The sequence below is a fragment of the Blautia wexlerae genome, from assembly GCF_013300825.1.
In the GTDB taxonomy this organism is placed as follows: domain Bacteria; phylum Bacillota; class Clostridia; order Lachnospirales; family Lachnospiraceae; genus Blautia_A; species Blautia_A wexlerae_B.
The window spans coordinates 1-22,065 of record NZ_JAAIMY010000005.1 but is presented as its reverse complement, the minus strand read 5'-3'; the positions used below and the strand labels follow the sequence as shown (position 1 = coordinate 22,065).

The 22,065-nt window shown below is 39.9% G+C and carries 20 protein-coding genes and 1 pseudogene; 2 read left to right on the top strand and 19 right to left on the bottom strand.

Annotation, left to right across the window (positions count from 1 at the left end):
• Positions 1–331: 331 nt before the first annotated feature.
• From G4417_RS04150 to G4417_RS04075, 17 genes and pseudogenes are all read right to left on the bottom strand, one after another.
• Positions 332–1,024, bottom strand: coding sequence for a response regulator transcription factor (locus G4417_RS04150; protein ID WP_173682714.1), 693 nt, complete (start codon positions 1,022–1,024; stop codon positions 332–334).
• Positions 1,025–1,034: 10 nt separating this feature from the next.
• A complete protein-coding gene (locus tag G4417_RS04145) occupies positions 1,035–1,844 on the bottom strand; it encodes a ComEA family DNA-binding protein (protein ID WP_242859958.1) in 810 nt (269 codons plus the stop codon).
• Positions 1,845–1,940: 96 nt separating this feature from the next.
• Entirely contained in the window at positions 1,941–2,375 is a 435-nt protein-coding gene (locus tag G4417_RS04140; RefSeq protein WP_118566432.1) for a DMT family transporter, read from the bottom strand.
• 129 nt (positions 2,376–2,504) lie between these two features.
• Positions 2,505–2,786 (bottom strand): hypothetical protein, encoded by a 282-nt coding sequence (locus G4417_RS04135; protein WP_022380630.1) that lies wholly within the window; start codon positions 2,784–2,786, stop codon positions 2,505–2,507.
• A pseudogene (gene wecB / locus G4417_RS04130) lies at positions 2,779–3,354 on the bottom strand (non-hydrolyzing UDP-N-acetylglucosamine 2-epimerase); the annotation flags it as partial. The gene G4417_RS04135 and the pseudogene wecB, both read right to left, overlap by 8 nt.
• Positions 3,355–3,419: 65 nt before the next feature.
• Positions 3,420–5,312 (bottom strand): purple acid phosphatase family protein, encoded by a 1,893-nt coding sequence (locus G4417_RS04125; protein WP_029676957.1) that lies wholly within the window; start codon positions 5,310–5,312, stop codon positions 3,420–3,422.
• Between the two features lie 24 nt (positions 5,313–5,336).
• Entirely contained in the window at positions 5,337–6,614 is a 1,278-nt protein-coding gene (locus G4417_RS04120; protein ID WP_226839593.1) for a glycosyltransferase family 2 protein, read from the bottom strand.
• 109 nt (positions 6,615–6,723) lie between these two features.
• Entirely contained in the window at positions 6,724–7,623 is a 900-nt protein-coding gene (locus G4417_RS04115) for a HEAT repeat domain-containing protein (protein ID WP_161280934.1), read from the bottom strand.
• Positions 7,624–7,877: 254 nt separating this feature from the next.
• A complete protein-coding gene (locus G4417_RS04110) occupies positions 7,878–10,043 on the bottom strand; it encodes a hypothetical protein (protein ID WP_055060720.1) in 2,166 nt (721 codons plus the stop codon).
• Positions 10,044–10,092: 49 nt separating this feature from the next.
• Positions 10,093–11,640 carry a CotH kinase family protein gene (locus G4417_RS04105; RefSeq protein ID WP_118614422.1) on the bottom strand — a complete coding sequence of 516 codons (1,548 nt, stop codon included), beginning with the start codon at positions 11,638–11,640 and terminating at the stop codon, positions 10,093–10,095.
• A gap of 44 nt (positions 11,641–11,684) precedes the next feature.
• A complete protein-coding gene (locus G4417_RS04100; protein WP_055053044.1) occupies positions 11,685–12,362 on the bottom strand; it encodes a DUF4956 domain-containing protein in 678 nt (225 codons plus the stop codon).
• 15 nt (positions 12,363–12,377) lie between these two features.
• Complete coding sequence (locus G4417_RS04095; protein WP_202048485.1) at positions 12,378–13,073, bottom strand: polyphosphate polymerase domain-containing protein; 696 nt, start codon at positions 13,071–13,073, stop codon at positions 12,378–12,380.
• Positions 13,063–13,950, bottom strand: a complete 888-nt coding sequence (locus G4417_RS04090; RefSeq protein WP_055053045.1) for a hypothetical protein — start codon at positions 13,948–13,950, stop codon at positions 13,063–13,065. The genes G4417_RS04095 and G4417_RS04090 overlap by 11 nt, the downstream gene beginning before the upstream one ends.
• A 255-nt stretch (positions 13,951–14,205) precedes the next feature.
• Positions 14,206–14,400 carry a hypothetical protein gene (locus tag G4417_RS04085; protein WP_025578631.1) on the bottom strand — a complete coding sequence of 65 codons (195 nt, stop codon included), beginning with the start codon at positions 14,398–14,400 and terminating at the stop codon, positions 14,206–14,208.
• A 61-nt stretch (positions 14,401–14,461) separates the two neighbouring features.
• The gene (locus tag G4417_RS04080) at positions 14,462–15,535 is read right to left on the bottom strand and encodes a GGDEF domain-containing protein (RefSeq protein ID WP_243872070.1); all 1,074 of its coding nucleotides are present in this window, start codon (positions 15,533–15,535) and stop codon (positions 14,462–14,464) included.
• The gene (locus G4417_RS16910; RefSeq protein ID WP_243872069.1) at positions 15,514–15,798 is read right to left on the bottom strand and encodes a hypothetical protein; all 285 of its coding nucleotides are present in this window, start codon (positions 15,796–15,798) and stop codon (positions 15,514–15,516) included. Before G4417_RS16910 ends, G4417_RS04080 begins: the two co-directional genes overlap by 22 nt.
• A 237-nt stretch (positions 15,799–16,035) precedes the next feature.
• A complete protein-coding gene (locus G4417_RS04075) occupies positions 16,036–16,983 on the bottom strand; it encodes a hypothetical protein (protein ID WP_173682713.1) in 948 nt (315 codons plus the stop codon).
• A gap of 280 nt (positions 16,984–17,263) precedes the next feature.
• On the opposite strand from G4417_RS04075, the gene G4417_RS04070 reads away from it, so the two are divergent.
• Both G4417_RS04070 and G4417_RS04065 read left to right on the top strand, forming a co-directional pair.
• A complete protein-coding gene (locus tag G4417_RS04070; RefSeq protein ID WP_173679583.1) occupies positions 17,264–18,592 on the top strand; it encodes an ATP-binding protein in 1,329 nt (442 codons plus the stop codon).
• 15 nt (positions 18,593–18,607) lie between these two features.
• Positions 18,608–19,321, top strand: coding sequence for a LytR/AlgR family response regulator transcription factor (locus G4417_RS04065; protein ID WP_173679582.1), 714 nt, complete (start codon positions 18,608–18,610; stop codon positions 19,319–19,321).
• 158 nt (positions 19,322–19,479) lie between these two features.
• Here the strand turns inward: G4417_RS04065 and G4417_RS04060 are convergent, their stop codons facing one another.
• Together G4417_RS04060 and G4417_RS04055 are read right to left on the bottom strand one after the other, a co-directional pair.
• A complete protein-coding gene (locus G4417_RS04060) occupies positions 19,480–21,546 on the bottom strand; it encodes a hypothetical protein (protein WP_173682712.1) in 2,067 nt (688 codons plus the stop codon).
• 27 nt (positions 21,547–21,573) lie between these two features.
• Positions 21,574–21,948 carry a response regulator gene (locus G4417_RS04055; protein WP_118509938.1) on the bottom strand — a complete coding sequence of 125 codons (375 nt, stop codon included), beginning with the start codon at positions 21,946–21,948 and terminating at the stop codon, positions 21,574–21,576.
• Positions 21,949–22,065 lie beyond the last annotated feature (117 nt).

Sequence of the window (22,065 nt, the reverse complement as noted above, 5' to 3'; positions counted from 1 at the left end):
TTTTCATATCTGATATCTGCCTCGTAATAAAAAATATTTTCAAACATATCTGCCCCGGAACTTTTACAATTCCGATTATATCTGAAAAATTTTTTTATTCAACCAGTCTGTCACGAAATAGCAAAAAATAGCACGAATTGAAAAATCCGCTTCATTACACATCTCTGCCATAACATAAAAAGATCAGCATTCCTGACAGATCCAGTTGTAAATAACTGTTCATTCATCAGAAATGCTGATCTTTTATTTTTTCTCTTATTTCTGTCCTTTGGAATTTCCAATTTCTTTTCTGTCCCGCAAATGTCATGGATATCTTATGATATCCTGCATTCTACTGTGCCTGGAAATAATATCCGACCCCCCATTTGGTATGGACATACTTCGGTTCGCTTGGGTTGGTTTCAATTTTTTCACGGAGACGGCGGATATGTACGTCTACAGTACGGACATCACCCGGATACTCATATCCCCATACAATATTCAGCAGGTTCTCACGGCTGTAAACCTTATTCGGGTTAAATACCAGAAGTTCCAGCACATCAAATTCCTTAGCAGTCAGATTGATTTCTTTTCCGGCGATGAACACACGTCTGCCTTCACAGTCCATGCGGAGATCGCCAACTTCGATGCTCTTTGCCTTTTCTTTCTCATCGTGATCGCTTCCTGCACGGCGCATAATCGCTTTGATACGTGCCTTGACTTCCAGGATATTGAAGGGTTTGGTGATATAATCATCCGCACCATATTCAAGACCAAGAATCTTATCCATATCTTCACCCTTGGCTGTCAGCATCACGATCGGCACATTGGAAAATTCGCGGATCTGCTGGCATACTTCCAGCCCGTCCATCTTCGGCAGCATCAGATCCAGAAGGATAATATCATATTTTTTATCTTTTGCTTTCTCTACTGCCTCTTCTCCATCATAAGCGCAGTCTACCTCCATACCATCCTGTTCCAGACTAAAACGGATTCCTTTTACGATCAGTTTCTCATCATCTACTACCAAAACTTTCCTGCTCATTCGGTTCTCCTTATCCTACTACTATCTCATCTTTTATCTTTGCAAAAGTACCTTCTTTGATACCCTGTACATTCATAATATCCTCTATCGCAGCAAATGGCCCGTTCTCTTCTCTGTAGGCAATGATCGCCTGCGCACGTGTTGCACCGATCCCCGTCAGCGTAGTAAGCTGAGCTTCATCTGCTGTATTTATGTTGATCCTGTTATCCTGCTGAACCTGAGCGGTCATCCCTGTATTCTGTCCTGTCCCGGCACTTCCATTCATCTGTCCATCTGATGCTCCGGCCATCTCTGCAGGATCCAGCCCCTGCCGCTCCATCTCTTCCTGTGTGAGAATATAAAGCTGCTGTCCATCTGTCAGAACTCCAGCACGGTTTACACAGGTTAGAGCTGCCTCGGGAAGATATCCTCCCGCCGCCTCAATCGCCTGAAACACCCGGCTCCCGGCTGCCAGCTGAAAAACTCCCGGATTCGCAACTGCTCCGCAGACATCAACATAGATCATCTCTGGCTGTGTTTCCCCGGCTGAATTTATCTCCGTCCCATTACCTGCATCTGAACCATCTGATTCTGCCTGTTTTTTCCGGGACTCTGCAGAACTGCCATCATCATTCTGTCGGTCATCTGTATCTTTCTTCGACTTCTGTCCTGATGTTTTCTCTTCTGATGACTCCGCATCCACCTCTGCCTTTGCTTCCTGCAATCCATCTATCAGAAACTGTGCCTCTGTGCTCTTACATCCTGTCAGTCCTGTAAGAAACAAAGTTCCACATAATATCAGTGTCACAGTATAACAACACCTGTTTTTTATTTTTGTCATAAGGGTCCTCCTCTTATTTCTCAGAGTAAGAGTCCCCCTGTCCATAATGCCACCCTTATTGTAACGAAATCTTAATGATTTTACAATAGTAAACTCTTATTTTTGCCACTTAAATATAACAATTCCGGAAATCGCGATCAGCAATCCTAGGATTTTGCGCCATTCAAAGGGTTCTTTATCTACCCCAAACAATCCAAATAATTCAATTACATAAGCAACTGCCAGCTGCGAAATAACGATCAGCATTGCTGCCTTTGCCGGTCCAAGTGCTCCCATACTCTGGATTACTGTAATTGTAATAAACGCTCCGATCACACCACCAAGGAGTGTATATTTATTGTCCACTTGCCAGAGTGCAGCTACACTTTCCCGTCCTGTGAAAAGCCAGGCCAGAACACAGACTACAAAAGCTGACAGCTGCACCCAGCCGGTTGATACCCAGAGACTGGTCTGCTTTGTCACCTCCGTGTTAAAAACACCCTGAATACTCATCAGTGCCCCTGAAATCAATGCCACTATAAATCCCCACATAAATCTGCCCTCCTGGATAATATGATCATTCTGCTTACTCCGGTAATCATTCTTATGTCGAAAAGAGGCACCGCTGTTTAGCAGTACCTCTTTTATTCTTTATTATTAGTTTATTCATTCCGCGCAAAATCATGCACACAGTATAAATCCTGTTTTTATTTTTCTTTCATATAATCCATACAGTTTCTCACATTCCATGCATATCCATCCTGCTTCGCCTGTATATAGCGGATATTTTCCCATAAGAAAAAGATACATACCAAGATACCCGTCTTCGGAATCAGCCTTTTCTTTATAAATAAGTTTCCCACTCTCTTTCCTGTAGATTCCCATTTTCCCATCTGTTTCCAGCAAAATCCCGGTATGCCAGTCCAGATATCTGCCAACAGCTTTTTTCTCTGTTTCAGTCATGGGGCAATTCTTTATTTCTGGCCTCACTCATCCTTCTGTAAATCTCCGGCTCTGTAAGAAGCCTCCTGCATTCTCTGTAAATATCCTCCATCTTCGTGCCTGCAAGCTTTAAGGTTCCGGCTTCCACACCTTCCGGACGTTCTGTTGTATCTCTCATGACCAGTACAGGTTTTCCCAGTGCAGGAGCTTCTTCCTGGATTCCGCCACTGTCTGTCATGATCAGATAACTGGCTTTCATCAGATTATGGAATTCTACCACATCTAACGGTTCGATCAGATGTATTATCTCACATCCACCGAATTCCTCATCTGCAATTTTTCTGACCTGCGGATTCAAATGTACAGGATAAATAACCTTCACATCTGTAAATTCCTCCACGATCCTGCGTATAGCCCGGAACATATCACGCATGGGTTCTCCCAGATTCTCCCTTTTGTGTGCTGTCACAGCAATCAGTCTGCTGCCTTTTGCCCATTCTATCTCCGGATGATAAAAATCATTTCTCACCGTATAGTGCAAAGCATCAATTCCTGTATTTCCTGTGATAAAAATCTGCGCCATAGCCTTGGCAGGCCATTGCGCAGCGATTTGGTGCAATCCAATTTATAACATTTCACTTCCAGAACAAAAAATTATTTTCTAATAGTAATTTCATCAAAAACACTCATATCCGTGGTACGCACAGTTTTGATTGTAAGTGTCTTTCCCTGTATTGTAATAGCAGAAATCAGAGGTGTTTTTTCTGTTTCTCCATCATAAAAGGCAATATAGCCTTTTTTTCCACTCTCCTTCTCATAAAACTTGCTTCCAGTAGAAGATGTTCCGGACAGATATAGCGTTTCCCCCTGTTTTTTTAGTCCGGACGCATTTCCGGTGGACTTCATTCCTTTCATTAGGTATGTTCTCGCATACAGATGATCATGACCGGACAATACAAGGTCTACGTCCAATTCAGAAAATGCCTCGTTATACACTTTTCGGAGATTCAGTATTTTTTCCTCATCTGAATGCGGTCCTGCGCTAAACATTGAATAATGCATAGTAACAATAATCCATTCCGGATTTGTATTTTGAATCGCCTTTTTTAAATATTCTATCTGAGTTGCGTAACTGCCGCTGTTTGAATTCAATGCGAAAAACAGAACTCCGTCACGGGCAAAATAGTAGTTCGCATCATCCCATACACCTGGAGGCATAAACTGCTCTTCATAAATCTCCTTTACGGTGTCATGATTCCCTTTGTTTACCGCCACTGGTATATTTTTCAGTTCATCCGGACTTCTAAATTCATAGTATTCTTCTATTGCTATATCCGTTTTCGAACTGTCACTTTGGTCGCCTGCCGATATCAGAAATTCTGCATTCGGCAGAATGTGCTTTCCCACCTCCAGCGTCCTCTTCCACGCTTCTCCATCCTGCTGTACGCTTTCGCCGGCACCAATCTGAGGATCTCCGACAAATAAAAACTTTACTCCCTCTCCCTGTTTTGCAGTCGTAAAATTAAAAACTTCTGAATGTGCACCATTTTTTCTGTTACATAATCGATAGCTGTAAGTTTCACCAGCTCGAAGATTCGATAATCTTGCCTTATAACAATACTGCCCTTCTATCTCAACTCGTTCCATTTCCAACTCTGTATAATTGTAGAAGTCATCTACTTTTCTACAGTATTGTACATTATAACCTCCTTTTTGAGGCGTAAGCCAATTAACCAGCATCTGGTTGTTTGTATCACCCGGCTGAAGGATAAGACCATCGGCATCCAGTGTTTCCACTTCATTCCATTCCGGCGTTCCTTTAAACTCCTTAAAGTCAAAATAGACATCAGAGCTGTCTTCATGTATCTGATGAACCTCAACTGCAATGCAGTTTGTTCCGTTTTTTAGTGCAGTAGTATTTTCTACTGAAAAAACCCTGTTCCAAGATGTTTCTACTCCCTCTTTCGCTCCATACCCGGTTCCTGGGTCATAACCTTCTGTCGGTTCATTATCTTTGTATATTTCTTTTCCATTCAGATATATGATTACAGAATCATCAAACTGTATTTCTCCTGAAAGCTGAAATATCTCTCTGGCATCGTCCACCTCAAATTCTGTTCTAAAATAATATACTGGCAAAGCCTTCTTTTTAGCAGAATAATAGTTCAGCAGATTCGAGGGATATTTTCCTCCCACACGATCATTCAGTTCTCCATAATAACTCCCAAAACTTCCCTTGGCCTCTTTCCAGTCTTCTGTCAGATATCCAGCTTCGTTCCAGCGTTTTCCGTTGCTATCAATCGACGGTTCTCCTTCCGTATCCTTATACTGCCAATATGTTATACCGGTTTCTACATAATGAAATTTTTCATCTCCTTGAATTTCCAATAGTTCATCTTCAAGTATATTTTCATCAGCATAACGGTTCTGAACGAAAGCAATACCCATTACTGCCACCAAAATAAAAAACGCAAAAGTTGTTCCTACTGCCAGTTTAAATTTCTCGTATTTCTTGTTCATACCGTGTCCTTCATTTCCATCTTTCATATAACCTTCTCCACCGATATCATACTATTCTCTATTAAGCTTCTTTCTTTCAAGAGTTCCCCATGTATCTTTGTATTTCCGATACCCGATCAGCGCGTTCATCCTCACAATCATAAGAATAAATCGCAGTCCTATCAGTTCAAATCCACTTAAAAGTATAGCTTTCAACACATCCTTCCATGATATGCGCATTTTTCTCATATACAGTCGACTGAAAAATGATATAAGCGTAAGAATGCACCCAAATGCTGCATATACCAAAAAAAACAATATCATAAAAGGTTCGTTAACCAGATTTACCACATATGAAAGGATAATCGTCAGTATTCCAAAGACTTCAATATACGGCGAAAGCAGTTCATAAATCCAAAAATATAGAAACGAAACCGCCCCTAAAAGTCCGTACTCTTTTTTCCCTACTGCATTTTTATACTTTGTCAGACTTTCAAAAAGCCCGATATGCCATCGTCTCCTTTGTTTTATCAAATCTTTGAGATTTCTCGGTACCTGGCTCCAGCAGATTGCGTCTGGCGCATACTGTATAGAATAATCAATATGATTTGATCTGCAGAAAACATGAAGCTTCACAACAAGTTCCATATCCTCTCCCATTGTGGAATCGTCATATCCACCTGCAAGAAGAACTGTTTCTTTTTTAAATATGCCAAATGCCCCTGATATAATCAGGTTTCCGTTATAGCGGTTCATAAAGATTCTGGAAGCAAGAAACGAACGCTCATATTCAAGCACCTGCATTGCTACGATCAACTTTTTAGGCATACTATAGTCACTTACTTCGCCTTTTACTAATCGGATACCATTAGATACAGCAATCTGCCCGCCACAGGCTACTACTTTATCATCTTCCAGTATCGGTTTTGCGATTTCATAAAGAGAATTACGTTGCAACATCGAATCCGCATCCATACAAATAAAATATGGATAATTTGATATATTAATTCCCATATTCAGGCTGTCTGCCTTACCTCCATTTTCTTTTTGAACCAAAGTAATGGAAATCCCATTATAGACTGTTTCATAAATTGCCTGCTCCTTCTTGCAGTGAACTCTTTTTCTGATGGGCCTATTTATTCTTTTCATGTGGAAAGAATCCACCAGATATTCTACTGTTCGATCTGTTGATCCATCATCTACAACGATAATTTCATAAAGTTTATAATCCTGTTCCAAAAGTGAAAAAACCGTATCTACAACTGTCATTTCTTCGTTGTGTGCAGGAACAATTATACTGATGGGAATATAAAAATCATGACGGAGTGTTCCTTTCATCTTTTCGTCCATTCGTTTCTCGTAAAGTTCCGATGCTCCTACAACAACTGACAAAAAAAGGAAAGTGCTATAACCAATCAAATAAATAACAAAAAAAACGTCAACAAAAAACAAAAATAGTTTAATCGCATCCATCATCTGTACTTTCCTCCGTTCCCATAAATTTATATGCCATCATTTCTTTTGCATATATATCTTTTTCGTTCTGTATGAGCTTTCCTTTTTGTTCGTGATCAATTAATTTTCCAAGAGACTGAGCACTATTATAGCGAATATACCAGTTTCGACTTTCACAGCCTTTTTTCAACGCGTCTATAGTCCTTTTCCCTGGATACGATTCAAGGGCCAGTGCACTAAGCGCAGCATATTCCCAATCTGATTCACGCCACTCCTCAACCAGACAGCACAGATATTCCCACGCCTTGTCATACTTATACTTTCGAAAATAACGAATTACTGCCAGTCGAAGCTCTCTGTCATTTTCTTCATCTTTAAGAACAATAAGTAGTCGTTCGGTAAAGTTTCCGGATATCATTCGGAAAAAGTTTACAAAACATATTTTGTAATATGTTGAATAATGAGTCCAGTTTTTCCATAATTCTTCAGCCAGCAATTCCCTGTCTCCTTGAAAAGAAAGCAAGCCATCTGTTACCATTTTTGAGCTGTGTTCTATCCGCATTCTAGTCAAAATATGATATGCTTTTATCACGTGTTCAGGCTGTCCGCCAGCATACAAGGCATAGAGTGCATTTTCGCGGCAGTAGATAGAATGATCCGATACAAGCCATTCCATCTGAAGTGCAAACGGGTCTCTGGCTCCCGGACCACACAGATGATGCTGCTCTATGATGTATGCCATAAGTGCTTTCTCCATGCCTCTTTTTTTCATATAAGCACTACTGAGCTTATAGAACAGATCTCTGTTATTTCTGACCCATTTTTCTATATCTTCCTGTTTTCCCTTCGCTTCCAGTTCTTCTACTGCCTGTTGGAATAAAATAAGTCCAGAGCTTTTGCTCAATTTTCTAGTCCAGAATTTTTCTTCTTTTTGGGATATCTTTTCGACTCCTGATGTTTCAAGCATTTCACAAAGTTTGTTCATATACTTTCTTACCATTTCAGGATCTCTTTTTCTCTTAAAAAAGTCTCTGGCGAAATAAACCAAATTAAACAATAAAAGACATATACATATGGCCATATATAAATAAATTAACAAATTTACTTGAAATACCATGAAAACTATCGCCCTTTCATATATTAACCACCCTTTAGGATTTAATCCTTATCCTTCCACAATTCCTGCAGATCGTAATATCCTTGTTTTAATCGTTCATGCCATGTGGGATTTGTGCCCCATCCTTTCAATTCAACCGTTCCCATTTTAATAGGAAACTGCACATTTGCATCTGTCCCTACACCGGCATACATCTCTGAAATTTCTATTCCTTCTATTCCATAATTTTCATAGTAATCATCATGGATCACCATCTCCGAAGGATTATAGAAGTTCAACAAAGACCATGGTAATCTGATCTCAATCTCATCCCCATTTACAATAAAATCAGATAATGAGTTGAAATCCGCCGAATCCGGATTCCCATTTCCATACGTAAGTGTTCCTGTATCAAAAGTTTCTGCACTTTCAAACCCTTCAGGGGTGATTTCAAAACTTGGATCATTTGCAACCTGCAGCATCAGATGTATCGGAACAAATTTTCCAGTATCTTTTTCAGGGACATTTAGATATGCGTCTTCACCATAAACTCTCTGAGAATACATCGCTCTTAGCGCTTCATATCTTTCCTGTACAAGAATTTTGGTATCCTCCCGCCCCGAAATAATCAGTACAAAATCCGCCTCTTGTTCAAATAGCGGCGCTATACCGTCGCATGCTGTGCTTCCTGATTTTGGTGTCGTATCAATCGGAACATAAAGTGTTTCATTTCCAAAGTGAAAATCATCTTTGTGAACTCTGAAATAAACATATTTTTCATCATACTTGCAACTAAGCGACATGGTATCCGTCTCCATCACTATATCTGTTTCTTCCCATTCCGAAACATCTCCGTCAACATAGCAGACACTCTCTACTTCACCCGGATCAAAAGACAGAATACCAAAATACTGTTCATTCGTCTGATAGTCACTCCAGTAACACGTCTTTGTCAAATCCGTATAAGCCATAGTGTTCCACGTTCGCTTGAACCATTCATCCTGCCAAGTAAACGCTACAGATCCTGCGCACCCTGATGCCATGATATCCTTGTAGCACTGTACTAGTGCTTTTCCTTGTTCCTCCTCGCTCATCCCACCTTGTGAACGCCCTGTATTTCGATCCGACTGCGCTCTTCCTCTCGATGAAGGAACTCCATATTCCGAGATAATAACCGGCATGGTATGATGTGCGTTTATTGCAGTCAGATATGCCCTATATGAGTTAAACGTCCCGTCTTCGTCTGTAAATTCTTCTCTGCTTTCAATCTTCATTCCCAGAACATCCATGAATCCGAGATAATCCGGGAAATACGGATAGATATGGTAAGACGCAAACTGTCCTGATAGAAACTCATCTGTCGTTTTTATATGCTCTACATCCACCTGTTCAAATTTTCTAAAATACCATTCTACAGTCTGATTCCACTCAAGCGGATCTGTTGTTGGCCAGTTAGAAAAAGCAATCAGACGCTGACTTGAATATTTTTCCGTTTCGTATTCTATAATTTTATCCCCTACCTGCGCAAGCATTGTTTCAAAAGGCGTTGCTTCTTCTGTCGTGCGCATATATTTCCCCTCATACGAATCCCTTTCCTCCTGCATATGATCCGTAAAAGCAACTGTTGTATCTTCCCACTCCACACCTAGGATATATCCCAACACCCATGGAGAAATATCTTTTGTATAACTCCCGCTCCCAAGATCTTCTCCTAGTGAAAACCTCTTATTTCCATGTATCATATCCACCAGAATCCTGGAATCCCTCAGAAACTCATTAAGAAAATCTTTGCTGTAAGCATCTCTGTGTGAGTAAAGAACATAATCATCGATCCATACTCCATGGATAATATAAAGTGGATCGGGATTATCATGATTAAATTCCCAGACAGCATCATAAAAATCATCCTGTAACAGGGTGTACACCCTCACACAGTTGGCTCCCATATCCTTAATCATCCGGAACCATCTCAGATAGGTTTCCTTATCAATAGCATAATCCGTGGCAAAATGACCTGGAATTCCCACTCCCATATCAACACCGCGTATTTCAAATGGTTCCATTCCGTTCCCAGTATCTACAAGAATCTCCTTGTCTGAAACTGTTGTAAACGTTTTAACCTCTTTATTCATGTTAAAACTAAGGGTACTCCCTATCCTGTCAGAAACAAACATCCAGCAGGTCACCGCTATAATGACTGCTGTACATGCTATAATAAACTTTTTCATATGTATCTCCTGTAATCTTAAACAGCTCATCTTTTTCCGTTAAAACTGATCAGTGGTTAAATTTTTTAACGGCAGATTCATGACAGTATTGTTTTAATACCTCAATATTCTCATCCAACCACTCCAACCTCCCGATCAGCTCATCCGTCATCTGACCCACAGCCTCCTCGTAGCTTTCCGGATTTCTTTCATCTGGATGAAGCTTGTTTCGACTGTCGAGATTCTCGGAATTAAAGCTATATCCCCATACAGCATAATTCCGGTCCACAGCTTCTCCCTGATATTCCGTTACATCCTGTATATACTGCAAAATATTTTCATTGCTTAATATTCCCTGTCGGAATTCCCTATATCTATCAATAATTAAATTGATATAGTTCTCATCTTTTATCATCATCCAGAACCATGGTGCCTGTACAGAAACAAACTGTCGTATATGAAAGTCATCTTCGTTGTCCGTACTTATATTGCCGAGATCATTGTTAAAATCCCATACACATGGCTTGATTTTTCCATTTACATCTTTATAAAAATAAGTAGACAGATTCCCCGTATCATGCTGAAGAAATACTTCTGCAATAATAAAATAGTCAGCAAATTCTTCAATATCGACATAATTATTAAATCCATAAGCAAGCGTATCGTAATCATAAGAATATAACGCTTTTTCAAATTTGCTAAGATCTTTTTCAATGTAGTCCTTGATTGCAGGTGTAATCTGCTCTTCTCCCGGATAAACAAGATCAAAAAATGAATCTTTTCTAAGTACAGATACATATTTTGTAAAATTATTCAGTGCAGATACCGGAAGACTTGTAGCATTATCAATTTCTACAATGTAGCCTGTAACATTTTTCGTTAAGTTTGGGCGCGCTATATCCACTCTTCCTTTACCCCTGCTGATAGTTTCCATCATCACATAAACTCCCTGATACGCCCCGTTCAGAATCACCTCACAAAATCTGACATCTGGTGCAAAATCCATAAGCTCACCAGAAAAATTCATAGCCATATAATTACGCATCAGAGTTTTATCTAAAAATGGGCCGTGGAGTACCCAGTCATGTGCCGCCTCCATGCCCATTATCCTTCTATCCTGCTCAGTACCATCTCCATCTACTGTCGTAACAGCGTAAGATTTTTTATCAAACCATCTCGAGGTATTTCCCCGGACTCTTATTCTTATACTTGTACTAACTGCGGGTTTGTCATTGACCGTATTATATGTATCCAGATTGTCAATAATCTGCATCGTTGCGGCAAGTTCACTTTCTCCTTCTGACGTAGTCGTATATTTTCTATGTGAATATCCTTCTTCATAATATGGCACTCCAGGAATTTCTTCAGAGGTTTCTATTTTAACCACGGGCAAATGCGTTTTTAATTTTTCTATGTCTACTGCCTCGCTGTTATACTGAGATTCTGATATTTGTTCCGCATTTATGGCTTCCTGTACATCTGGGATTGTATCTTCTACTGAAAGATATTCTTTATGTTGATGTGTTCTGTATTTTTTCCCTCCCAGTTCTGTCTGAGTCCAAAACGTACCGATTACTGTAAGTGCTGCTATAATCAGTACCCAATATTTGTTTTTCAAAATATTCCTCCTTTGACTGTTTCAAGAATGACACACTAACACTATTAGTTACTAATATCATCATCCTGAGCAACTACATTCACATATTCCACGTGTTCAATCTCATATAGACAGTCCGCAATACTCTCTGCGCGGTTGCTTGCTTTCTCAAATATTTTCAGTGGAATCTCATAAATCAGTTCTACTGTCCGTTCGGTGGTATTTTCAACTCGCAGATCAATTCTCCGTGAAAAATATTCACTAACAACAGACATAATTCTTTTATCCGTACTTCTTGCTCCCCGAACAATCAAAAGCATACGACTTTCATTCTTAATTCTGCCAAGAACGAGAAGTATCAGAAATACAATTGCACTACCGATTCCCGCTGTTATGTAATCTCCAACTCCACATGTAAGACCAACTACTACTGTCCAGAAAATATATACCGTATCTCTCGAATCCTTGATAGCCGTCCTAAAACGGACAATTGACAAAGCACCTACCATACCGAGTGATAACGCCACGTTATTACCGATTGCCGTCATAACTACTGTTGTCAGAACAGCAAGTACAACGAGGCTTGTATTAAACTTCCGACTGTATATTGTACCTGTATGTGACATATAGTATGAAAGATAAATCACAAATCCCAACGCCGCAGCAACAAGAATTTGTGTTAATATTTCTGTCATACTTAAAACTTCTACCTGCTGAATTAATTCATTTAAAAAACTTCTCATTTAACTCTCTCCTCCTTAAAATCTAAAAACTGCCTGACGGGCAAGTGCATATTTACTGACTGCCGTCTCACTTTTATTACTGATTTGCAAAATATTTTTTATATAAGCCAACAGAAAATTGTTATATTTCACCTCCATTACTACACACCCTGGATGTATAACTGGAAAACAGCCTGCATATTCTTCCAAAAATCTTCCAGTTAATTTTGACGCTGATATATTGCTGTCAAAGGTAATCCTTGTGTCATTTTCTTTGAAAACAAACGCCATTCTCTTATATTCAACAATGACTTTCGGTATATAACAATTCGTCTTAAGAACACCATAACATTCCGTTGCGAAAGGATCACTATATTCAAGAAGTACTTCATAATGTCCCTTCATTAATTCTTCAGCATGTTCTCTGGAAATAGTCAGGGAACGCTTCAACTGATTACTTCCCTGTTTTTGTTTCATCTCTAAAAATGCTGTCCTACTTTGAGGACTGTAAATCCGCAGACGCATTTTCCTGCGACACTCAACACCCGCCAATTTTTCTTCAAAATCTTTGTTTCCCAATGTATCGAAGTACAGGGAACGTACCATATATCCATCCTTACCGTTATGAGAATCTTCTTTAAATAGTTCAGCAAACTGACGGCTAAAACGATAATACTGTTCCCCGCTTATTAGAAATTTTCTTTCCTGACGAAACACCTTTTTAATCTGCATTCTTTTCCTCCAACATCTCTCTTACGGGTCTGCTCCAATGATAATCTCTGGTCACATTTATATTTTTATATTCCTTCTGAAGTTTCTCCCAAGTCTCTTTCGCATTGTCGATTCCCTTATTCCGATAAGTTTTATTTTCTGTAAGACCATGCTTTCCAACCTCCTGAAACTCCAATATGCAATGTAACTCCTTTCCGTATTTTTCAGAAAGCGCAGCCTCTGTTCTGATTGCCTCGATTTCATTACCGCAGCTATAATTCATAACCGCTACTTCATCACAAGTCTCTTTTATTAGTTCTTCAAGCCCTGACGTCAATCCCTGATTGTCATAATGCCGTGGTATACAAATCGCTGTACGGAGATGATTTTTTTGAGCGAATTTATATCCTTTTTTCATACAGCTTATATATCTGTCCATATACTCTTCCGGATTCTCTTTCCAGGAATCCGATATATACGGTTCTATATCCAACATAACTCCGTCAAACTTCTCTTTTTCTGAAGATTGTACATTATACTGAACGATTTTTTCCAGATGTGCCAACAGCGTTGCTCCATCCTCTTCATATCCCCATTCTACAGCGCCAAGGAGTGCATACACTTCTATCTTCCTATTGTGTAAGGCTTTTACAAATTTTCCTGTAGCCTCCACTTCTGTCATTCCATTTGTCTCCTGATACCACTTGGTAATTCCAAGCTCTTTTGCAAGGTAAAGTGCCTCCTCCGGTTCACAAACAGCTTCCTCTGACCACTCGAACATTCCTGTTTCCTGATATACCTTGTCCTGTTCTTTTCCTTTTCTGACACAGCCGGATACTGTCAACATAAATATAAAAATATATACTACAGTAGCCGTTCTTCTCTTGTTTTGTTTCACTCTATCGCATCCTCCCTACATTATTCACGAATCATTTTTACCTATAGAAGGCTTGATTTCGCTACAATCGTCTACCAGATAGAGACCAATACCAAAACAATGCTCAAAATCAAGCTGACTTTTGCTTTCAGAACTTTCTGCATTGACAAATTTCCTTTCCCTTTTGAGATATTTTCTTATATATTATCATCGAAAGTAGCTTTCCCAAAATCAATAGAATTTGCGCGAGTGGACATTTTTCTGCGCGAATGGACATTATAGCGATTGACACTTGTTCTCTTTCGGGGTACGCTTATAAAAAAGAATCCATCTGGTCAGATCATCGATCTGAGTCCACATAAGCAGAAAACCAAGCAGGAGCAGTATGACAATATACAGAATACATTTCTTTTTATCTGCCTCAATTCTTCGATAGGTTCTGGTGTAATCAATTACTTTCTTTTCTTTCATAGACCCCTCCTTTTGTCTCGCCTCGCTACGTAACTCTACATCGAAGTCTCTCAGAAATTTTTCACATCTCCTCCCCGTAGATTACAGCACTGCAGCCCTTCTGCTTTTTGCTCTGATACATTGCCCTGTCAGCCTTTCTGTATAACTGATCAAAAGAAACCTCTTCATATCCATCATAAAAACACGCACCCAGACTTATTTCTATGTTCTTCCCCTGCATCTCTATGATATCTATCTGTCGGATATTTTCAAAAAATCTCTCAAAAAATTTCTCTGCTACCCTTTGTTCCAGCATTCCCGGTATAAACATGGCGAACTCATCACCTCCGAGCCGCAAAACCACATCGCTGTCACGACATGTTTTCTGTAGTTTCTCCGCAATGGCTATGATCACCTTATCTCCTACAGAGTGTCCGTAATTGTCATTGATGGATTTAAATTTGTCACAGTCGATCAGGCAAAGCAATCCTCCTGTTTTTTCCTTTAAAAATTCAGTAATCTTTTTTTCTCCGCTTCCACGATTACATAATCCTGTCATAAGATCTGTCTGCGCCAGATAAATCAGCCTGTTCTCACGCTTTTTTTCTTCTTCTATACACTCAATACAGAAAAGTACATGCAGAAGTTTTCCATCTTCATCGTAGTCTACAGGAATAAATCTGCTTCGGTTCCAGCCTGATATTTTATCTGTAAATTCATGTGTTATGCTGTTTTCTCCAAGAAGCCGTTCTTCCAGCGTACTGATATCTACAAACTCCAATGATTCCTGAAGTTGTGATTCCGTACACATTTTCTCAGCGATATTCTTGATATGTCCGCAAAAATCATCTCTGATTTCATATTCTCCCATTTTAAAATCTTTTCCCAAATATTCCGCAATCTGATCTGTCATTTTTATAATATGATATCTTTTTGTCTGCACATCAACCAAATACATAGATGCATAGATTTTGGAAAGCGACGAATAACTGCTGAGCTTTGCCTCTTTATTTGACTTTATAAACGAATTACGCAATTTCAGAAATGAGATAAGAAGCGTTCCTATCATATCCAGAAAAGTAGTAAGTCCCCTGTAATCACTCTTTGGAGGATTATCCACACCGAAAAAACCACTTATCTCATCTTTATAACGCAAAGGACATACCACCACTTTATTACGTCCATATCGACATTCTGCAATCTGTCTATCTCAGGAATTACTCCCTGTGCACACCATTCATACGTATTGTCTGTGCCATGTCTTTCTTTACAGTCTTCGAAAATATATATTCTGTCAGAACCGATATGTCTGCCGAAAAAACGGATAAATTCATTAATCTGCTCGTCAGGTGTATGGTAATTGAGTGCGGATATAAGTGCTTCATTTATGACCAGTTCATACTTTATGATTGTCTTCATGTTGCTTTCCTCCTGAATGTCGTTCTCATCTTATTTTTTTACATTCAAGCCAGATGGAAAGACCTTCTTTTATTTTCTGCTCTTCCATTTGCTGTACTCCCATTTGTTATCCTCATTATAAAAAAGTCATAAATTTTTTCAATAATTCTGTCACGAAACGACAGAAAATGACACGAATTGTAAATCCATGGTATTGTTTTGTGATATATTGTTACCGGATAAATACTCTCAAACTCCTCATACTTCATCCTCTGCCTCTTCATAATCCTCATAAGACTTAATCTCTGCATAAAGATGTGTGTCTCCTTTCACATTTTCCTCTGGCTCATGCAATTCTTTACATTCCTTATCTGTATACAAAACGTAATAAGAACTATCATCATGAAGCATGATCCATACGTGATTATCTGCAGGAACAGTGATTGCATAATCCTTTTCCAGCTCTGTGCCAGGAGCTGCAGTAACTGTTACATTACGTACATCACCTTCTGCTTTTTCTGCTTCCTCGTACTTTTCGCAGAGATCTGCTACATCCTCAGGTCTGTCCACGCCGTAGGAGAATTCCATCTTCGAAGCTTCTTCTGAAGTGCCGTCCTTATGATTCAGAATCTGAGTATGTTTCAATGGTCTGTAATCATCCGAAGCAACCACATATTCCATAGAAATCCAGTCTCCCTCTGTGTAGGATTCTCCATCTCCCTGAGAATTCAATGCGCTCTGCGTAAGTTCTTCAGGTACCTTTGTCTGTATAATGATCGTATCACCATCTTCCTTCAGATCCGTCACTTCTTCCTCTATGGTTTCATCTGTGTAAAAGCTTATAAGATCATCTGCATTTCCATCTGCTTCATCAATATACAGACAGGAGAGATACTCATCTCCTTCTTTTCCGTATTTTAATTCGCCATCTTTATAGAGCATCTGGGTAGTACCATACATATCTACATACATCACTTCAGAATCTTCATAGTCATATACCTTTGTATTCTGCAGTATATATTCACAGGTAGCTTCATAGCTTTTATGATTGCTTACAAGACTGTCTGTTTCTCCTGCTTTCATCATCTGTTCCAGTGCATTGTCTTTTGTCAGTTCAGGTAACGTATCCGATGCCTGAACACTCACATATCCTGCTCCCAGAGTTCCCATAATCAGCGCCGTCACAATAATCATTCTTTTCTTCATTTTTTAGTCTCCTTTTCTTATATTTTTTCCTTTACGATGCCAGTAAAAGCGAACTTTCGGGCATATATACCGTATCAAAAGCTCTCCTCATTTTGACAGTTTTCTGTATCTGTATTATTTATGTTATTTGAATTTGACTTCCCTGTCTATATTTTTGCGTGAATAGTCAAAATATGGCGTAAAAAGACCTCTGTCTGGTTTGATTTTACCATCTGCCAATGGTATACTTATTTTTAATAAGTAACCTGGCCATTATCTATCTTTATGACGGGAGGGTTTTATGATAGCATTGCGTTATTTCTGCGGATTTTCTCTTCAGATTTTTCCTTATGCATTTTTCTGTTTGTATCCATTCCGGGATCGTTTCCGCCTAAGCACAAAAAAGACAATGCTCATGGCACTGTCCATTTTTATTGTAATGGTCATTCCGTTTTCTCTTATCGCACAGTTCAACATCGGTGGTGATTACAAAGAGCTGATCTGGAATGTTATTTTTTATATTGCCCTGCTACTGTTCGGAGTGTTGTATTGTTTTATCATCCAGGCAAAAATAGCAGAAAAACTGTTTGTATTTTTTGTTGTAATGAGCTACGGATTCTTTGTTACAAGCACCGTTACCTTTTTGCACCGTACTTTCCGGTTCCCATCCGATTATTTTATGTATCCGCCCTTTGCACTGGCTCTCACACTTATCATAAATCTGGTTCTTGCGAAACCATTTCTCATGCTGATGGAGCGAATCCGTACTATGATCAATGCAGATCTGGAATCACGGATCTGGAAGATTCTCTGCTCCCTCCCTGCTTTGTTTATTCTGATTGCCAGCATTGCACAGTTCTCAAGCATAATAAATCTTTCCAATAATATAGTTGTCCATGTTATGTTTGTACTGTTTGCAGTATTTGCTTTCATGGTGTATGCCGTATTCTTCAGTGTCATGGGATACATCCGCAGCAAACAGGAAGAACAGCGGATTTCCGAGCGCATACTGGAAAACTACCGGAATCAGGCAGAAAACAACGAACATATTCTGGAAATACATCATGAGATCCGGCATCATATGAATGCCCTGTCCTCCTATCTTAAACAGGAAGACTATGCAGGTGCCAGACAGTATACACAGAAATTTACTGAAGAAGCCGAACAGCTTCCTTTTGTCACCTACACAGCCAATGCTCTGGTCAATTCCATCCTTTCGGAATTTGCAGAACGTGCCAGCCGTTATAAAACCATAGTGGAGTACAGTATTATCATTGGCAGAAAACTCAACATGGAAGACATTGATTTGTGCCGGATGTTGACAAATATATTGGAAAATGCAGTAGAAGGGTGTCAGAAGGTCTCTGAAGGACAGCGGATCATCCGGCTGAATCTCCATTCAAAGGGAAATTTTCTGTTTGTTAAATGTGAAAACTCCTGCAATGAGGATAACTTGAGAATCACGAATGGAAAATATAAATCCAGTAAAAAGAACAGCGACAGACACGGTTACGGTCTTAAAATCATCAATGGAATCGCCGAAAAATACAATGGTATACTGAGCGTACAGGTACGTGGTGGCTTTTTTGCTGTAACAACAACGCTTTGTCTTGACGAAAATAACGAATAACAGGAGGCTTTCACTATGTACCATATTGTCATCTGTGATGATGAACCGATTTTTTTAACACAGATATCAGAAATGATCAGCGATATTTTAGCATCCATGGGAGAATCCTGCGAGATTCGAAAATATACTTCTATTGCAGAATTAAAAAATACATTGCAGAATACTCCCAAAAGCTGTGACATTCTGATTCTTGATATTATGCTGGGTGAAAACAATGGAATCAGCTTTGCAGAATGTCTCCGTGACACCAGAAACCAAATTCCCGTTATCTTCATTTCCAGCAGTAAGGAATTTGTATTCGATGCATATTCTGCTGAACCTGTAGGTTATATCCTCAAGCCGGTCAGCCGTCAAAAACTTGCAGAAGCACTAACCCGTGCAATCCGACATCTGATTCCGAAATCCATTATAATCGACACTCCGTCCAGAACTGTATCCTTTCATATCAGGGATATTACCTATATTGAAATAATCAATAAAGAACTGCAGATTCACCTTCAGGACGGTACTGTCACAAAGATATATAAGTCCCTTTCTGCAGTCCGTGAAATTCTGCCGAAAGATATCTTCGTGCAATGTCACAGATGCTACATTGTTTCTCTGTATGCTGTCCGTTCAATCAGACGCTTTGAAATCACATTGAATAATCATGAAATAATCCCGGTCAGCAAATACAGCTACCGGGATGTCCAGGAACAATTACAGCAATACGCTGCAAAATGGTTTTAATTTCTCCAAACAGCTCAAAAATCATTTCATCTCTCGCAATTATCTTTTATCAGTCAATCAGCTATAAATGCAAACAGCAGAAAACGGCGGTCTTATCGACCGCCGTCCAGACTGTAGACAACCACCGTTTTAACCGGTGGTTGTTTACCAGTTTTCCTTCAGATTCCCAGAACAGCGGATATCTTAATTTCTTTTTCTGTTTCACTGAGATCAAAGTCACCGCCATCTTCCACAGTCATATGTACCTCATACAGTACGTCTTCGGATAATGTATCCGGTGTTTCACCATCTTCTGTCTGAATATGCCATTTCTCTGCCGGAACTTCTTTCAAGGTACCATCTGTACCATATGCATACAGCTTCAGAGAACCTGTTTCCCCGGAGATTCCTTTCATACGTATTGCAACGGTCGTATTCGGATGTACGTTCTCAATTGTGATCGTATTCAGCCATCCTTCCACATCTCCCTGGCCGCCGTCTGCCGCAAATTTCTCCTGACTTAACACATTGCGCATTGCCTGATCCAGATCCACCTTGCGGTAAGGCATTTCCGGCAGATATACAAACCTGTCCTGCAGTCTCAGAAGTTCCAGATAGCCGGTCGGACAATAGAGCGCATTTCCGCTGTTTCCCGCATACATACCGATAGCCATGTTGTTGTATCCCGGTTTGTCAGAAATATCCATGGTAAATGCAGTCTCGCCTGTCTCAAAATCAAGCATGATATACTGCCACATACCAGTTTCCATATCCTGAACATATCCGTAAATATATCCTGTTGCAGTGGACAGCTTCATCATGGAAGTGTCAGACAGATCACTTCTGCACCAGATACTCTTCATCTCATATCCGTCCTCCGTCTTAACTGTATCCACACGTTCTATACCCGGCGCGATCATTTTATTGCCCTGTCTCAGCCAGCCCACATCATAAATATTCTCATAGCTTTGTATTGAGGAATCATTATCTGCTTCTCCAAGCTTCGCACTTCCTGCACCAAACCAGTTACATACGATCGTGCTTACTGTTCCCTCTCCATCATCATATACAATTGCAGAATTTTCCACAGACACCTGTGTACCTTCCGGAAGCTCATCTATAACAGGCATGCTCGCAACCTGCTCTCCTGTTTTCATATCCACCGCAATAAGATTTACCGGATCCTGATTATCTGTAAACATAACCAGATCTTTGGTCAGAGACGGGGAACATCCACCTCCCCATGCAAGACCGCCACCTGTCGTCTCATCGCCTTCTTTGCTTTCCTTGGCACCCACACTTTTATAGGAAGTTTCCCAGACTTTTTTCACACCATTATCCGCCTGGAGCAGATAACACTTCAAATTTGTCAGAATGACCGCACCCTCCTTAGATGCCGCAATACCATTCTCTGCACCCTCTCCCGGTTCCAGTTCATATACAAACACTGCATCTGACAGATCCACATCTTCTCCATTCAAGATCTTATCGATAGCTGCACGCGAAACATAGCCAAAGGTTCCCTGCTGTTTTCTGTCAGGATAAATGCGGAAGCCTCCTGTTGCAAACCAGAGATTTCCCTCATAATCAAAAACTACAGATAACAGATTCTGATCCAGTGTTTTTCCAAGTGCAGCCTCTGCTGCCGCTTTAATATCAATATCCAGCACTTTCTCAAATTCCGGAAGTACATTTCCCTCCTCATCTGTAGCCTTAAGCATAAGTACCCGATTATCGTTCGTCGGACACACAATGCGATTGCTCTCATCTACAAAAGAATATGAACTCTGTATCAGATAGCTTCCATTGTCATGCTGTTTTGGTGAAAAATAGCCCAAGGTCTGTGCCTCATCTGCATTAATATCACGGATCGCCAGGCCACCCAGAAGCGGAACCACAGAATGTCCATAGGAATCAAAAAAGACTGCCGGGGAAGCATTGGGATTAACTTTTTCATAAGAAACATTGATCTCAGAATAAATATCAACAGGCAATACCTCATCTGTTGAATCTGTATTATAGCAGTCATGATGAATATTGGAATCACTTGCTGCCATATAAGGATTCACATCCATAACCTTCGGTGTAAGTGTCTTTATAGGCAGTTCTGATGTCTGACCTGCATTTTCCTCTGTCTGTGTTTCTTCTACCTGTGTTTCCTCTGCACGTACCATATTTATTGACGGTTCAGATGTTGTAGCTGCTATAAAAGCGATCATTGCAAGAATTAAAGCTCTTTTCTTCATAATTGTTTTTCCTCCTGAGTGTTTTTGTCATATTACATTTCTGTGTTCAAACCAAATGGAGAGTCCTTCTTTTATTTTCTGCTCTTCCACAGGTTTCATAAAAAAATATTCTATCCGCATCCTGAACGCATGAAGCGAAAAATCAAGATCACTGCACCAGATAATCCCACATTTCGGATACAGGGAACGGAGATGTTCTGCCGCATTCAGCCCGGACACCCCAGGCAATGCAAGAAACACCACTGCCGGTACTGTTTTTCGTGTCCGCCCGAAAAACCGTTCCTGATCCTGATAGATTTCAATCAATGGAAAAACATTCTTTTCTGTACAGTAATTTCTGATGTATTCCGCACAGTTCTGTCCTTCCTGTTCCTGATCAGTCAATATGGCAATACAATACACGACATCCCTCCTCTTCCATTTGATGTACTCCCATTTGTTATCCTCATTATAAAAAAGTCAGAAATTTTTTCAATAATTCTGTCACGAAACGACAGAAAATGACACGAATTGTAAATC

Excerpts from the sequence above, each read along its gene's own strand:
- G4417_RS04150 (WP_173682714.1), bottom strand. The coding sequence starts at position 1,024 with ATGAGCAGGAAAGTTTTGGTAGTAGATGATGAGAAACTGATCGTAAAA.
- G4417_RS04145 (WP_242859958.1), bottom strand. The coding sequence starts at position 1,844 with ATGACAAAAATAAAAAACAGGTGTTGTTATACTGTGACACTGATATTA.
- G4417_RS04140 (WP_118566432.1), bottom strand. The coding sequence starts at position 2,375 with ATGTGGGGATTTATAGTGGCATTGATTTCAGGGGCACTGATGAGTATT.
- G4417_RS04135 (WP_022380630.1), bottom strand. The coding sequence starts at position 2,786 with ATGACTGAAACAGAGAAAAAAGCTGTTGGCAGATATCTGGACTGGCAT.
- G4417_RS04125 (WP_029676957.1), bottom strand. The coding sequence starts at position 5,312 with ATGAAAGATGGAAATGAAGGACACGGTATGAACAAGAAATACGAGAAA.
- G4417_RS04120 (WP_226839593.1), bottom strand. The coding sequence starts at position 6,614 with ATGGACGAAAAGATGAAAGGAACACTCCGTCATGATTTTTATATTCCC.
- G4417_RS04110 (WP_055060720.1), bottom strand. The coding sequence starts at position 10,043 with ATGAAAAAGTTTATTATAGCATGTACAGCAGTCATTATAGCGGTGACC.
- G4417_RS04100 (WP_055053044.1), bottom strand. The coding sequence starts at position 12,362 with ATGAGAAGTTTTTTAAATGAATTAATTCAGCAGGTAGAAGTTTTAAGT.
- G4417_RS04095 (WP_202048485.1), bottom strand. The coding sequence starts at position 13,073 with ATGCAGATTAAAAAGGTGTTTCGTCAGGAAAGAAAATTTCTAATAAGC.
- G4417_RS04085 (WP_025578631.1), bottom strand. The coding sequence starts at position 14,400 with ATGAAAGAAAAGAAAGTAATTGATTACACCAGAACCTATCGAAGAATT.
- G4417_RS16910 (WP_243872069.1), bottom strand. The coding sequence starts at position 15,798 with ATGAAGACAATCATAAAGTATGAACTGGTCATAAATGAAGCACTTATA.
- G4417_RS04075 (WP_173682713.1), bottom strand. The coding sequence starts at position 16,983 with ATGAAGAAAAGAATGATTATTGTGACGGCGCTGATTATGGGAACTCTG.
- G4417_RS04070 (WP_173679583.1), top strand. The coding sequence starts at position 17,264 with ATGATAGCATTGCGTTATTTCTGCGGATTTTCTCTTCAGATTTTTCCT.
- G4417_RS04065 (WP_173679582.1), top strand. The coding sequence starts at position 18,608 with ATGTACCATATTGTCATCTGTGATGATGAACCGATTTTTTTAACACAG.
- G4417_RS04060 (WP_173682712.1), bottom strand. The coding sequence starts at position 21,546 with ATGAAGAAAAGAGCTTTAATTCTTGCAATGATCGCTTTTATAGCAGCT.